The sequence below is a fragment of the Pseudoalteromonas sp. P1-7a genome (assembly GCF_001401855.1).
Lineage (GTDB): Bacteria > Pseudomonadota > Gammaproteobacteria > Enterobacterales > Alteromonadaceae > Pseudoalteromonas.
Genome location: NZ_LKDU01000016.1, coordinates 58,497 through 72,312, shown reverse-complemented (window position 1 = coordinate 72,312; position 13,816 = coordinate 58,497). Strand labels below are relative to the sequence as shown.

Sequence of the window (13,816 nt, the reverse complement as noted above, 5' to 3'; positions counted from 1 at the left end):
CTAAATTAAATTGAATAAAGCTTTCCTTAAATAATTTAAAAATATTTGTTTAAATTACGGCTTTGACACTATCTATTTTACAATTTTACGGTGTATCCATGATGACTTAACGAAAAATATTGTTCCTATTTTTTATCTTTAGTTATATTCTTTTATCGCTAATATAACGATCGCGATGGAATAAGTGCGGTTAACTATTAATTTAAAGAAACTTATATGAATAACAATGCTGTAGTGTCAGCTTTAACTGGTGTGACGGATTTATTTGGTGGCTTTTCTCTTCAAAGAGGAGACAATGACAAAAAACAAATCTGGGAAGGAAAAAGCCACATAGCTAATCACTCTTTTGTATCCGAATTACAAATACTGCTTAATAAATTAGGAACATATAAATCAAAAATTGATGGTGATTTTGGCTTAAAAACTACACACGCATTAAAGTTATTCCAATGGAACGCAAAATCGGCCCCGTATCGATTAAAAAATTTAAGGGTTATTAGTCAACTGCCAACTTTTAAAGGAAGTACCTCTGGGCAAACTGACAAAGCTACTCGTCGAGAGCTTAATATCTGGGCCGCTAGCAATTTTCGATGTACAGGTGACTTGCTAAGGTTAAGAGAAGTAACTTTTACTAATATAGAGCTTAATCCTAACTTCAAATTAATTGCAAACCAAAATGTATTGAAAGGTGAGTTTGTAGTTTCAGCGACCTTAATTACTGAGATAAAAGCAATGGACATTGAAGCAAAAAAATTAGGCTTAAAATTGGTTTTAAACCAGACAATAAGACAGCTTGGAGTTTCTCCAAGTGGCGCTGTTGTAACGCCAGCAAAACGCAGCCAACATTATATTGGGCATGCTTTAGATTTAAATATTGTTGATGGCTCTAATTGGAACAACTCAACCGCCTTTAAAACTAAAAGTGCTACGACTTCAGCGGTTAAATTTATTGATGTAATGAAAAAAAGAGGGCTTCGATGGGGAGGCGACTTTACCAGGATGGATTCTCCTCACTTCGATAAGCAGCTCTCAGCTTCAACATTCGACTATGAAGCCAAGCATTTTTTTAACCAATCATCAATTTCAAACAATCAGATGATTCCACTTTTTATATAGGATACTAAAATGAAAAAAATCCTATTGGGGTGCTTTGCTTTTAGCGTAATCGGCTGCACTGGGGTAGTAACTGCTGAACAAACATCTTCAGAGAAACAGCTATGCGATGACTATAATAATGATAAAGCTATTATTATTATAGGAAATACACCATTTGAAGATTCTGAGTGGTATGCAGACTGGTCATCAATCCTCAATAGCTTTGTTATTGCAAACAATGAGTTTTTACATGTATATAGAGCCAGCCAATTTAAACATACAGATTTAAAAAATTACTCAGTATTATTCAGTAAAAAGTCTAAGCAGAACTACCTACTTGAGGAAGTTATTGAGCCACAATCTTATGAATACGTCCTTCTAGAATATACTCAAGCCAATATACCTAAACATATTAATGCCTTTAAACCTGAACAGATCAATACAAATTTAGTGAGCAAAATATGTAATTTATGAGTCTTTAAGATACATAGACTTACGGATAAAACCGCCATTTGGCGGTTTTTTTGTTTAATAGCTTAGTGTTTTAATAAAAGTACGTTTATTTACGCTTTTAATTGGTTACCTATAGGCAGTTGCCTAATACGTTTACCGCAAGCGGCAAAAATAGCGTTACACAATGCAGGGGCGTAAACCGGCGTTGCGGGCTCGCCTACACCAGCAGGTGGTGCATCGCTTTGTATTATTTCTACTTCTACCTCTAGTGGTGAATCGCTCATACGCGGTACGCGGTAATCATGAAAATTACTTTGCTGTACGCGGCCTTTATCAAAGGTAATACCATCGCTTATTGCGGTTGTAATACCGTAAATAGAGCCACCTTGGGTTTGGTTTTTAACGGTATCGGTGTTTACAACCGTACCTGCATCAATAGCTACCCACGATTTAATCACGTTTAAATCGCCAGCGTCCGATACCTCTACCTCAACCACAGTAGCCACATACGTTAAAAAGCTGCGGTGCGCTGCAATACCTAACCCGCGACCTTTTGGAAGCTTTCGGCCCCATTTACTTATCTCAGCCACTTTTTCAATAACATGGCGTAACTTGCCAATATCTAATGGGTAAACGTCTTTATCGGCGCCATAGTTATCGTACGAGGCATTTTGCTCGGTTACATCTAAAATACGATCAGGGCCTATGGTTTCGAGTAAATAGTCTTTTTGGTCGCGCCCTGCTTTGTGCGCCGCTTCAGCAATAAATGACTGAATAGCAAAAGCATGAAAAATATTTGATACCGAGCGCATCCAACCTACCCTAGTTTTAGCGGGTGCTTCGCCATTTTCTAGCTTTAAATTAGGTGAGTTAATAGGGTTATCGGTAAAGCCTAAGCGCAGCTCAAAACCTGCAGGTGACGTTGCCCCTTCTTGGAAGGTAGACATAATTGGCGAAAACGCCGTGCGATGTAAATAAGCTTCTATGTTACCTTTTTCATCTAGTGCAGCTTCAATATGTTGAGCCGATACCGCATGATAAAAACTGTGTTGTATATCATCCTCTCGCGTCCATTGTACGCGAATAGGTTGCCCTACTTTCATTGAAATATAAGCGGCTTCTGCCGAAAAATCAGGTTTTGATTTACGCCCAAAACCGCCACCTAACATGGTGACATGTACGTTAATTTTACTCTCGTCCATACCTAGTAGTGCGGCTACAGTTTTCATATCTGCTTGTGGGTTTTGTGTTGCAGCCCAAATATCAACGCGGTCTTTATGATACATCGCCGTAGCACAAGGTGGTTCCATTGGTGCTTGAGCTAGGTGCGGCGCGTAATAGTCGGCTACTAACGTATTGCTCGATTTAGCCAATATATTGGTGGTATCGCCTATTTCGCGCACATGCGCTTGCGGCTCATTCACTGTTTGCAATAACGACTTTTTAAAGTTCTCTGAATTATAATCGCCGTTTTTACCATCATCCCACACCACTTTTAGTGCTTTACGCGCCTGCCATGCAGCCCAAGTATTTTTAGCAACAATAGCAATGCCGCCTTTTGGCTGAAATTGCGGTGCGCCTTTTGGTACAGGCATTTCAATAACATCAACTACGCCATTAATTGCTTTAGCGGCGCTGGCATCAAACGATTTAACCACACCACCTACTACCGGCGGGCGCTCAATCATCGCCACCAGCGCTTTTGGTTCGCGTACATCGGCAGCAAATGTGGCTTTACCGGTTACTAAATCAGTTAAATCTATGTGCGCCATACCGGTATTTATATAGCGCCATTCTTTGCGTGTTTTAAGTGTTAGCTTGTCAGGCTCTGGCGGTGTAATACCAAGCGCGAGGTCTATTAAGTCTATATAGCCAAGCGTTTTCCCTGAGCTGTGGGTAACCACGTGCTGATTAGCTGTACAGGTGTGTGGCTCAACGTTCCAATATTTAGCAGCTGCGTGCTGCATCATATAACGTACACTTGCGCCCATTTCGCGCAGGCGCTGCATGTTGTAGCGAATACTGCGCGAGCCATCGGTATTTTGATCCCCGTATTTAGGGTCGCCCTTACCTTGAATAACCACTACTTTGTCCCACGCCGCTTCCATTTCGTCTGCCACAATTTGGGCAATGGCGGTACGAATTTGTTGGCCCATTTCAGAGCGGTGGCAGGTTATTTCAACCATGCCATCGGGGCGCAGAGCTATAAATAAGTTAGCGCGCTTTGCTTGCTCAGAGGGTTGCTCTAACACGCCAGCAAACGCTCTTGGCGCACTACCCACAAAATAAGTACCTAATACTAATGCGCCTATTGCGCTGGTTTTTAAAAATTGACGGCGGTTTAGGTCAAAGTACGTATTGTTGTTTTTCATACTTCTTCCCCTTGTTCATTTGGGTCAAAATATTCAACGCCCGCCATGGTTTTAGCTGCCGACTTAATCGCTTTATGAATACGCGGATACGTGCCACAACGGCAAATATTGCCCGACATATTATTCACTATTTCGTCATCAGTTGGATTAGGGTTAGCGGCTAATAAGCTTGCCGCCTGCATGATTTGTCCGCACTGACAAAACCCACACTGCGGCACTTTATGCTCAACCCAGGCTTTTTGCACGGGGTGGTCGCCCTGCTCACTTAGCCCTTCAATAGAGGTAATATTGCGCCCTGCTACAGCCGAAACCGGTAATATGCACGAGCGCTGCGCTACGCCATCAATATGTATGGTGCAGGCACCACATTGCGCCATACCACAGCCAAATTTAGGCCCGGTTAAATTTAATTCATCTCGAAGATACCAAAGCACCGGCGTTGACGGATCGCCTGTAAACTCATGTTTATTACCATTAACGGTAAGCGTGATCATATTTAACTCCTTGGCAAAGCGCTTTAAAGGAATGCCTTGTTGCGCCAGAACGGTTTGAATACTTGCTACATTTTTAGCCTACCACTTAGATCAATTTTATTGAAATTTTTATCGGCGAACTGCTAATTAATAGCCGTTATTAAGTGACCGCTTATTGGGTATACATAAGAAGGGTTTGTTGACTCTACTTAGCGCTTATAACTCGCTCTTTTAATAACTGCTCATCATCTTTATAAACTTCAAGCCAACCAGGTGGCGATGTATCGCAGCCAATGATAGTAACGTGTAGTATGTAACTATAGCGTCCGTTTTTAAACGTATAATGATGATTACCGCCAGTGCCTTCAAAGGTAATATCACCGTTTAATAAAACCATATCGGGCTTATCGCTTGGCTTTTTATCAATACCCCACGCTACATAACGGTAATTTCTATCACCTAAATCATCAACGCGAATATGGTAGCTAGCCGTTTTCCAATCAAGTATTGGCTCTTCAAACGTATTAATACTTGAATGAAGTGATTGCTTGTCTTGTTCAATTAAGCGTTTAGCAAATGCCTGCTCTTTAGCTGTGTGGCTATTTATACCGATAATTTTACCGTCAGTATCAATCCACATCACGCCGCTATTTAGCATAATGCCTCGCCAACCTACGCTATCCCAATCGGTATTAATATTAGAGCTGCCAATAACGGCAACAAGTTCATCGTCAAACACTTCATCAAAGCGGTTAATAAACTCAGCTTCATTTTTAATGTCAGGCAATGGGTATTGCCTTTTTAGAGGGTAGCGAATATGCGCAGCAATCTCAGTTTTATCCTGCGTTTTAAAAGCAGCAATAACAGGTAAAACACTCTCATGATACTTTTGCTCAAGCGCAAATGTGTTCGATGTGAGAAGTAAGGATAGGAAAACCGCTACGTAATTTATAAACTTCATTTATGATCCTTAATCAAAGCTCAAACTTTGGCGTAAAACTTGGGTGCTCAGTTTTCATCAAAATATCATCCAGTATCCTAAGAAGTTGATCTCTTTGCTTATTAGATAATTGCTTTGTATTTGATAACATATCTTCACAAAACTTTTTGTCCCATGAATTTGGGTGATAAATATTAAGCTCTTTGAGCACCTCTTTTATTAATTTTTTTGTGCCTAAAGAAATATAACCATCTTGAATTTCTTTTCGTAAGTTAACAGAGTTGTTCTGAGGTTCAGACATTAAATATCCTTTTTGTGATTTTGCCTTTCAAAGCTAAAAATTACCAAAAGACTAGCCGATAAAGTCATGATGAAAAATTGGGTTTTACATTAGATTTAAGCTTTTTCTCATCCCAACTTTCAATTATAAAAATACTAGCCGTGTGAGCAGAGTGAACAGCAAGCCTGGCGTGTCTAGGCTTAATATTATATCTAGTCCGGCCTTCGGCATGCGCAGCACTAGCATGTGTGCGCAGTGCACCAATGCCACTGACTGTTGAGAAAAGCCCACTTAATATTTGTATTAAATCTTTATCTTGGATAAGGCCAATATCAAAACCCAGCTCGTCCTTAATTACTTTCCAAACACCTTGTAAATCTTTTTTAGCAGGCATAGTTAAACCTTCATCTTCTATAAACGTTTTACAAATAGCTTCTAATATATTGCATGCTGCTAGTACTGCTTCTCGAGGATCACTTGTTATATTATCCATTGCGCGATCGAACTCAGCATTAATTGCAGGTAAATCTCTATTTTTTATTAACGCTGATAGCGATTGAGAAGGAGCATTTGCACCTTCCAGAATGAAACCACCTATTCTATATTCTAAGTTATAACTAGAGAGGCATTGTTTTATCTTTTGTACATATTTATAGGCCGTATTCTCAACCTTTTGAAACATTATCTCACTAAATTCATTTTGAAATTCAGGGTTCTCCATGTAGTTTTCAATTAATTTAGCGACTATTGATAGCGGGTTATCGGCTTCATTATTTATTCTTCTTAGCCACGTCTGTGCTTTAGAAGATTTAGAACCTTCAGGAGGTTCGCCTGGAGCATTAGAATATAAAAAAAGAGAATCCATCGTAACATGAGTCTCCAGAGAAGAGATTGCGTCGGCTAGAATTGATATAAGAGGTGCTGGTATTTGTTTATTCATAAATTGAAAAGTCCTTTTAACTATCTAATTATGTTAACTGCTCTACTACAGCAAAGTCCAACAGACTTTTATTACTACTTTAAGTACCCCTTACAAAAAAACGAGCCAATTTGGCTCGTTTTGTTTTACTGATAGCTGACAGCTAAAAACTGACCGCTTCGCTATTCAACCACTTCGCTCTTACTCTGGCTCATACCCCAAATTAGGCGATAGCCAACGTTCTGCCTCTTCGAGCGTCATATTAGTTCGCTTGGCGTAGTCTTCTACCTGATCCTTTTGAATAGCTGCTACGGCGTAGTATTTTGCCTCTGGGTGTGAGAAATACCAGCCCGAAACAGCAGCCCCTGGCCACATGGCGTAGGAGCTAGTTAGCTGCATGCCAATGCGTTTTTCGGTATCGAGCAGCTGCCAAATTTTCTTTTTCTCGGTGTGTTCTGGGCACGCTGGGTAACCTGGCGCTGGGCGAATACCTTGGTAGTTTTCGCGGATTAGCTCATCGTTAGTTAAGTTTTCATCGGCTGCGTAACCCCAATACTCTTTGCGTACTTGTTCGTGCAGGTATTCTGCAAAGGCTTCTGCGAGCCTGTCGGCAACCGCTTTTACCATTATTTTATTGTAGTCGTCTTGCTTGGCGTCGAACGCATCGGCTAAGTCGTCTTCTTCTAAACCGCCCGTTACGGCAAACGCACCAAAGTAATCAGGTGTGCCTTTTGGCGCAATGTAGTCGGCCAAACAATAGTTAGCAAAGTCGGTTTTTTCGGTTTGTTGACGTAAATGGCATGAGGTGGTTAACAGCTCTTTGCGAGTTTCGTCGGTGTAAATTTCTATGTCATCGCCCACGCGGTTTGCAGGGAATAAACCAATAACACCTAAAGGTTGCAAAGCACCTGACTTTTCAAGGTCGTCGAGCATGTCGTTAGCATCTTTAAATAAGCCACGTGCTTGCTCGCCAACGACTTCATCGTCCATTATGCGCGGGTATTTGCCAGCGATTGACCACGTCATAAAGTACGGGGTCCAATCTATGTATTTACGCAACGTGGCAATTGATACATTTTTAAACTCAGTCACCCCCAGTTTTTTAGGCACAGGTGGCGTGTAATTATCCCAATCAAGCTTGGCGGCGTTATCGCGGGCACGCTGTATGGTAACCGGTTTAGAACGTGGTTTTTTACGTGCTTGCTGCTCGCGTACTTTTTCGTACTCGGCTTTAGTTTTTTCTAAAAAGGCGGGTTTTAGATCGTTTGATAACAAGCTGGATACTACGCCCACTGCCCGGCTGGCGTTATTTACGTACACTACGCCTTTGTCGTACTGTGGCTCTATTTTTACTGCAGTATGCGCTTTAGAGGTCGTAGCGCCGCCAATCATAAGTGGTAACTCAAAGCCTCGACGAGTCATTTCTTTGGCTACGTGTACCATTTCATCAAGCGATGGGGTAATTAAACCCGAAAGGCCGATTATGTCGGCTTTTTCGTCAATCGCGGTTTGCAATATTTTTTCGGCAGGTACCATTACGCCTAAATCGATTACTTCGTAATTATTACATTGCAGTACTACGCCCACAATGTTTTTACCAATGTCGTGCACGTCGCCTTTTACGGTGGCCATAACGACTTTACCGTTAGTGGCGCCTTCTTCTTTTTCAGCTTCTATGAATGGGTCTAAGTAGGCCACTGCGCGCTTCATTACACGGGCAGATTTAACAACCTGCGGTAAAAACATTTTACCTGCACCAAATAAATCCCCTACCACGTTCATGCCATCCATGAGTGGCCCTTCAATCACGTGAATAGGCTTATCGGCAGCTGCGCGGCACTCTTCTGTGTCTTCATCTATAAAGGTGGTAATGCCTTTGACAAGGGCGTGCTCTAGGCGTTTTTCAACAGGCCATGTGCGCCATTCTAAATCTTCTACGCGTTCGGCCTGTGCCATACCCGAAAACTTAGGGGCTATTTCTACAAGTCGCTCACCTGCACCGGGGTCGGTATTAAGGATTACATCTTCTACGGCTTTACGAAGTTCCTCGGGGATGTCGTCGTAAACCGCAAGCTGCCCTGCGTTTACAATGCCCATATCCATACCCGCTTTTATCGCGTGGTATAAAAACACCGAGTGAATGGCTTCACGTACGGGGTTATTACCTCTGAATGAGAACGATACATTTGACACCCCACCCGACACTTTACAGTGAGGTAAGTTTTGCTTAATGCGGCGTGTGCCTTCAATAAATTCTACGGCATAGTTGTCGTGCTCTTCTATACCGGTGGCTACAGCAAATATATTAGGGTCGAATATAATATCCTCCGGCGGAAAACCTATTTCATCGACTAATATTTTGTAGCTGCGCTCACATATTTCGTACTTTCTATCTGCGGTGTCGGCTTGGCCTTCGGTATCAAACGCCATAACAACAGCGGCTGCGCCAAATCGTTTAATAATTTTAGCTTGGCGTTTAAACGGCTCTTCACCCTCTTTAAGCGATATTGAGTTAACAATAGCTTTGCCTTGAATACATTTAAGGCCTGCCTCTATTACATCCCATTTAGAGGAGTCGACCATAATAGGCACTTTAGATATATCGGGCTCTGAGGCAATTAAGTTTAAAAACTTAACCATGGCTGCTTTTGAGTCCAACATGGCTTCGTCCATGTTTATATCAATAATTTGGGCGCCGTTTTCTACTTGTTCGCGAGCAACGTTAAGCGCTGTCTCGTAATCTTCTTCCATGATCAAGCGTTTAAACATGGCTGAACCGGTTACGTTAGTACGCTCGCCGACATTGGTAAATACTGCAATTTGTTGAGTCATTGTCGGCTCCTTAATTTAAGTTACAGGCTTCAAGGCCTGATAAACGCATGCGAACATCAAGCTCTGGTAAAGGGCGAGGTTTAACGCCTTCAAGCCCTTTAGCAAAGGCGCGAATATGCGCAGGCGTGGTGCCACAGCACCCACCCACAATATTTATAAAGCCCGATTTACCCCAATCGATAATCTCGGCGGCCATGTCCTCTGCTTCTAGGTCATACTCACCAAACTCATTTGGTAAACCCGCATTTGGGTGCACTGAGGTAAAGGTTTCGCATACGCGCGAAAGCTCTTCTACGTATTGGCGAAGTAAATCTGGCCCTAGGGCGCAGTTAAGGCCAATTGAAATAGGCTTAATATGGCGAATAGAGTTATAAAATGCCTCGGTTGTTTGCCCTGAAAGCGTACGGCCTGAGGCATCGGTAATGGTGCCCGAGATCATCACTGGTAATGTGCGCCCGGCTTGCTCAAACGCTTCTTCTACTGCGAATGAGGCTGCTTTAGCATTGAGGGTGTCGAATATGGTTTCGATAAGTATTAAATCAGCGCCGCCTTCCATTAATGCAAGAGTAGACTCAACATACGCATTAACCAGCTTATCAAAGGTAATATTACGATAGCCTGGGTCGTTTACATCTGGCGAGATAGAGCAGGTTTTAGAGGTTGGCCCTAACACACCGGCTACATAGCGTGTTTTTTTTGGGTTTTGGGCTGTGAACTCGTCACATATAGCGCGCGCAAGCTTGGCCGACTCTAGGTTTACCTCACGACTTATGCTGGCCATGTCGTAATCTTCCATCGAAATGGTGGTTGAGTTAAAGGTATTGGTTTCAATAATATCTGCACCGGCGGCTAAAAAGCTACGGTGTATATCGGTTATTAGCTCGGGTTTTGTAAGGCTTAATAAATCGTTATTGCCTTTAATTAGTACGTGCCAGTCTTTAAAACGCTCGCCTCGGTAGTCTTCTTCTTCAAGCTTGTGAGTTTGGATCATGGTACCCATTGCACCATCTAAAATTAAAATACGCTGTTTTAGCGCAGCGCTTAATTCACTTTGCTTATTTTTGTTTGGCACGTTATTCGGCATAGTTGTTAGTCCTCACATCTTGGCTAACTAAATTAATATCATAAGGTGTAGTTTGGTACACGTAGTAGTTTAACCAGTTCGAAAACAGCAAAAAGGCATGGCTTTGCCACGTTTTTGAGGGCTTTTTACTTGCATCGTTATCTGGAAAATAGTTTTCGGGTTTTGGCGCATTAGGGCTTTTTTGTAAATCGCGCTCGTACTCTGCTTTTAGTGTGTCGGCATCGTATTCTGGGTGGCCGGTTATAAACACTTGGCTGCCCGACTTATTTTTCATTAAGTAAGCGCCTACTTTTTCAGAGCCTGCCAGCACGACTATATCGTCGCAGGCATTAATTTTATTTATATCTATGTGGCCATAACGTGAGTGCGGCACTAAAAAGGTATCGTCGAATCCACGCGTAAGCGCACCATGGTCAAAGTAACACTGGTGGGTAAACACGCCACAGAGTTTATCTTCTTTTAAATCACGCTTTAAATTGTAACGGTGATACAACGCTGCATGCGCCGCCCAGCACGAAAACAGCGTAGATGTAACGTGCTGCTCTGCCCAGTCAATAATCACTTTTAGCTCATCCCAGTAGGCTACATCGTCGTATTCAAGGTGAGCGAGTGGTGCGCCGGTAACGATCAATGCATCGTAGTTATTGTCTTTTACTTCTGAAAAATAACGGTAAAAAGTATCTAGGTGCTCTTCTGAATTGCTACTGCTGCGGTGCGTATCTAGGCGTAATAGCTCTACATTTACTTGCAAAGGAGAATTAGCAAGCAAACGAATAAACTGTACTTCGGTTTCTACTTTATTAGGCATTAAATTTAAAATAGCCAAACGCATTGGGCGAATTTCTTGCGTTTTTGCACGGCTTTTTGGCATTACAAACACGTTTTCTTCACGCAAACGGGCAATAGCCGGTAGCTCGTCTTTTACTGTGATTGGCATATTTTACTCCTACTCATAAAAACCGAGAATTTATACGCTCTCATTATGAACAGAATGCCAAAAATATCAACCTCTAGATGTATAGATGTCTAAATGAAATTTATTCATGATTTTATACTTTATCAACCTGCAGCCATTAGCGCTTTAAAACCCGCCATTCGTTGACTGTTTCACCCGTGAGCCACTACAATACAACATTGAAATTTTTATTATTATTTGAAGGCTTTCCTCCATGGTTTTACCTGATAAGTTTATTTTCTCGATGAGTCGAGTATCTAAAGTTGTGCCACCTAAGCGCACAATTTTAAAAGATATTTCGCTGCACTTTTTCCCTGGCGCTAAAATTGGTGTGCTAGGTTTAAACGGTGCTGGTAAATCTACATTACTTCGCATTATGGCCGGTGTTGACCAAGACTTTGAAGGTGAGGCACGCCCTCAACCGGGCACTAAAATTGGTTACTTACCGCAAGAGCCAGTACTGGATGAAAGCAAAACAGTACGCGAAATAGTTGAAGAAGCTGTAGGTGAAGTAAAACACGCCCTAAACCGCCTTGACGAAGTGTACAACGAGTACGCAATGGACGGCGCTGACTTTGACGCCCTAGCAAAAGAGCAAGGCGAGCTTGAAGCGATTATTCAAGCGCACGATGGCCACAACATCGATAACGTTTTAGAGCGCGCTGCTGATGCACTGCGTCTACCAGAATGGGATGCTAAAATTGAGCACCTTTCAGGCGGTGAGCGCCGCCGTGTTGCTATTTGTCGTTTATTACTTGAAAAGCCAGATATGCTTATTCTCGATGAGCCTACTAACCACTTAGATGCTGAGTCGGTTGCATGGCTTGAGCGCTTCTTACATGATTACGAAGGCACTGTTGTGGCAGTAACCCATGACCGTTACTTCCTTGATAATGTAGCTGGCTGGATATTAGAGCTTGACCGTGGTGAAGGTATTCCGTGGGAAGGTAACTACTCTTCTTGGCTTGAGCAAAAAGATGCGCGCTTACAACAAGAGCAAAAATCAGAAAAAGCACGTCAAAAATCAATTGCACAAGAGCTTGAATGGGTGCGTTCAAACCCTAAAGGCCGCCAAGCTAAGTCTAAAGCACGTATGGCGCAGTTTAGCGAGCTACAGCAGTCTGATTACCAAAAGCGTAACGAAACTAACGAGCTATTTATTCCACCAGGCCCGCGTTTAGGCGACCAAGTGCTTGAAGTGAATAACTTACGTAAGAGCTTTGGCGATCGCGTATTAATCGACGATTTAAGCTTTAGTATGCCAAAAGGCGCGATTGTAGGCATTATTGGTGCCAATGGTGCGGGTAAATCAACCCTATTTAAAATGCTAAGTGGTGAAGAGCAGCCAGATAGCGGCAGCATCAGCGTAGGTGAAACTGTAGAGCTTGCAACAGTTGATCAGTTCCGTGGCAATATGGACGAAAGCAAAACTGTTTTCCAAGAAATATCTGACGGGCAAGATGTGCTAAAAATTGGTAACTTTGAGTTCCCAAGCCGTGCATACGTTAGCCGCTTTAACTTTAAAGGTAACGACCAGCAAAAGTTTGTAAAAGACTTATCGGGTGGTGAGCGTAACCGTTTACACCTTGCTAAGCTTTTAAAAGCGGGCGGTAACGTGGTACTACTGGATGAGCCAACCAATGACCTTGATGTTGAAACACTACGCGCGCTTGAAAACGCTATTTTAGAGTTCCCAGGCTGTGTAATGTGTATATCGCATGACCGTTGGTTCCTTGACCGTATTGCAACACACATTTTAGATTACCGCGACGAAGGCCAAATTAACTTTTTCGATGGTAACTACACTGAATACGAAGAGTGGCTTAAAAAGACCTTAGGTGCAGAAGCTGCGCAACCTAAGCGTATTAAGTACAAAAAAATTGGTTAAGTGTTAACTGATACAACAAGCCCTGCATTTATGCGGGGCTTTTTTATGCCTTTTTTTATCGCTATGCGCTATTTCCCGCTATGCTTGTTTAAAATATTACAAAAAAGGCACTCGTTTTATGGAAAATCGTCGTCAGTTCTCGCGCATTCTTTTTTCAACTTCTGCACAGCTAGAATTTGCAGGGAGCACTTACCCATGTAAGTTGCTTGATGTATCGTTACACGGAGCGCTGATCACAAAATGTGACGCTTTTAATGGTAAAAAAGACAGCGACGCAACACTACGCTTTACTTTGCCACAAAGCGATATAGAAATAAGAATGGACGTTCTTATTTGCCATATTGAGCAAAAGCACGTTGGCCTTAAATGCCACCATATTGATATAAACAGTATTACCTATTTAAAACGATTGGTAGAGCTTAATTTAGCTGATGACAAACTACTTCACCGAGAACTTACTTCATTAATTGAAGACCCACAATAGACTGCTTTAGTTAAGTTTATTACCATAGCGCAAACTTTATT

At 42.2% G+C, this 13,816-nt stretch carries 12 protein-coding genes; 4 read left to right on the top strand and 8 right to left on the bottom strand.

What is annotated here, in order from left to right:
* The first annotated feature begins 216 nt into the window (after window positions 1-216).
* Together AN389_RS11535 and AN389_RS11530 are read left to right on the top strand one after the other, a co-directional pair.
* Window positions 217-1,116 (top strand): M15 family metallopeptidase, encoded by a 900-nt coding sequence (locus AN389_RS11535; RefSeq protein WP_055019835.1) that lies wholly within the window; start codon window positions 217-219, stop codon window positions 1,114-1,116.
* 9 nt (window positions 1,117-1,125) lie between these two features.
* Window positions 1,126-1,569, top strand: a complete 444-nt coding sequence (locus AN389_RS11530; RefSeq protein ID WP_024034276.1) for a hypothetical protein — start codon at window positions 1,126-1,128, stop codon at window positions 1,567-1,569.
* Window positions 1,570-1,658: 89 nt separating this feature from the next.
* Here AN389_RS11530 and AN389_RS11525 read toward each other — a convergent pair whose 3' ends face one another.
* From AN389_RS11525 to metA, 8 genes are all read right to left on the bottom strand, one after another.
* A complete protein-coding gene (locus tag AN389_RS11525; protein ID WP_055019834.1) occupies window positions 1,659-3,920 on the bottom strand; it encodes a xanthine dehydrogenase family protein molybdopterin-binding subunit in 2,262 nt (753 codons plus the stop codon).
* Entirely contained in the window at window positions 3,917-4,414 is a 498-nt protein-coding gene (locus tag AN389_RS11520) for a (2Fe-2S)-binding protein (protein ID WP_055019833.1), read from the bottom strand. The genes AN389_RS11525 and AN389_RS11520 overlap by 4 nt, the downstream gene beginning before the upstream one ends.
* 184 nt (window positions 4,415-4,598) lie before the next feature.
* Window positions 4,599-5,354, bottom strand: a complete 756-nt coding sequence (locus tag AN389_RS11515; RefSeq protein WP_055019832.1) for a hypothetical protein — start codon at window positions 5,352-5,354, stop codon at window positions 4,599-4,601.
* 13 nt (window positions 5,355-5,367) lie between these two features.
* A complete protein-coding gene (locus AN389_RS11510; protein ID WP_055019831.1) occupies window positions 5,368-5,634 on the bottom strand; it encodes a hypothetical protein in 267 nt (88 codons plus the stop codon).
* A 64-nt stretch (window positions 5,635-5,698) separates the two neighbouring features.
* Complete coding sequence (locus tag AN389_RS11505; protein WP_055019830.1) at window positions 5,699-6,553, bottom strand: abortive infection family protein; 855 nt, start codon at window positions 6,551-6,553, stop codon at window positions 5,699-5,701.
* Between the two features lie 180 nt (window positions 6,554-6,733).
* The gene (gene metH, locus AN389_RS11500) at window positions 6,734-9,364 is read right to left on the bottom strand and encodes a methionine synthase (RefSeq protein ID WP_055019829.1); all 2,631 of its coding nucleotides are present in this window, start codon (window positions 9,362-9,364) and stop codon (window positions 6,734-6,736) included.
* 10 nt (window positions 9,365-9,374) lie between these two features.
* Complete coding sequence (locus tag AN389_RS11495; RefSeq protein ID WP_055019828.1) at window positions 9,375-10,448, bottom strand: homocysteine S-methyltransferase family protein; 1,074 nt, start codon at window positions 10,446-10,448, stop codon at window positions 9,375-9,377.
* Window positions 10,438-11,385 (bottom strand): homoserine O-succinyltransferase, encoded by a 948-nt coding sequence (gene metA, locus AN389_RS11490; protein ID WP_055016857.1) that lies wholly within the window; start codon window positions 11,383-11,385, stop codon window positions 10,438-10,440. Before metA ends, AN389_RS11495 begins: the two co-directional genes overlap by 11 nt.
* Before the next feature lie 232 nt (window positions 11,386-11,617).
* Between metA and ettA the strand changes: the two genes are divergently transcribed.
* The gene (ettA, locus tag AN389_RS11485) at window positions 11,618-13,291 is read left to right on the top strand and encodes an energy-dependent translational throttle protein EttA (RefSeq protein ID WP_055016856.1); all 1,674 of its coding nucleotides are present in this window, start codon (window positions 11,618-11,620) and stop codon (window positions 13,289-13,291) included.
* Window positions 13,292-13,409: 118 nt separating this feature from the next.
* Window positions 13,410-13,775, top strand: a complete 366-nt coding sequence (locus AN389_RS11480) for a PilZ domain-containing protein (protein ID WP_055016855.1) — start codon at window positions 13,410-13,412, stop codon at window positions 13,773-13,775.
* Window positions 13,776-13,816 lie beyond the last annotated feature (41 nt).

Excerpts from the sequence above, each read along its gene's own strand:
- AN389_RS11530 (WP_024034276.1), top strand. The coding sequence starts at position 1,126 with ATGAAAAAAATCCTATTGGGGTGCTTTGCTTTTAGCGTAATCGGCTGC.
- ettA (WP_055016856.1), top strand. The coding sequence starts at position 11,618 with ATGGTTTTACCTGATAAGTTTATTTTCTCGATGAGTCGAGTATCTAAA.
- AN389_RS11495 (WP_055019828.1), bottom strand. The coding sequence starts at position 10,448 with ATGCCGAATAACGTGCCAAACAAAAATAAGCAAAGTGAATTAAGCGCT.
- AN389_RS11480 (WP_055016855.1), top strand. The coding sequence starts at position 13,410 with ATGGAAAATCGTCGTCAGTTCTCGCGCATTCTTTTTTCAACTTCTGCA.
- metH (WP_055019829.1), bottom strand. The coding sequence starts at position 9,364 with ATGACTCAACAAATTGCAGTATTTACCAATGTCGGCGAGCGTACTAAC.
- AN389_RS11515 (WP_055019832.1), bottom strand. The coding sequence starts at position 5,354 with ATGAAGTTTATAAATTACGTAGCGGTTTTCCTATCCTTACTTCTCACA.
- metA (WP_055016857.1), bottom strand. The coding sequence starts at position 11,385 with ATGCCAATCACAGTAAAAGACGAGCTACCGGCTATTGCCCGTTTGCGT.
- AN389_RS11535 (WP_055019835.1), top strand. The coding sequence starts at position 217 with ATGAATAACAATGCTGTAGTGTCAGCTTTAACTGGTGTGACGGATTTA.
- AN389_RS11525 (WP_055019834.1), bottom strand. The coding sequence starts at position 3,920 with ATGAAAAACAACAATACGTACTTTGACCTAAACCGCCGTCAATTTTTA.
- AN389_RS11520 (WP_055019833.1), bottom strand. The coding sequence starts at position 4,414 with ATGATCACGCTTACCGTTAATGGTAATAAACATGAGTTTACAGGCGAT.
- AN389_RS11510 (WP_055019831.1), bottom strand. The coding sequence starts at position 5,634 with ATGTCTGAACCTCAGAACAACTCTGTTAACTTACGAAAAGAAATTCAA.
- AN389_RS11505 (WP_055019830.1), bottom strand. The coding sequence starts at position 6,553 with ATGAATAAACAAATACCAGCACCTCTTATATCAATTCTAGCCGACGCA.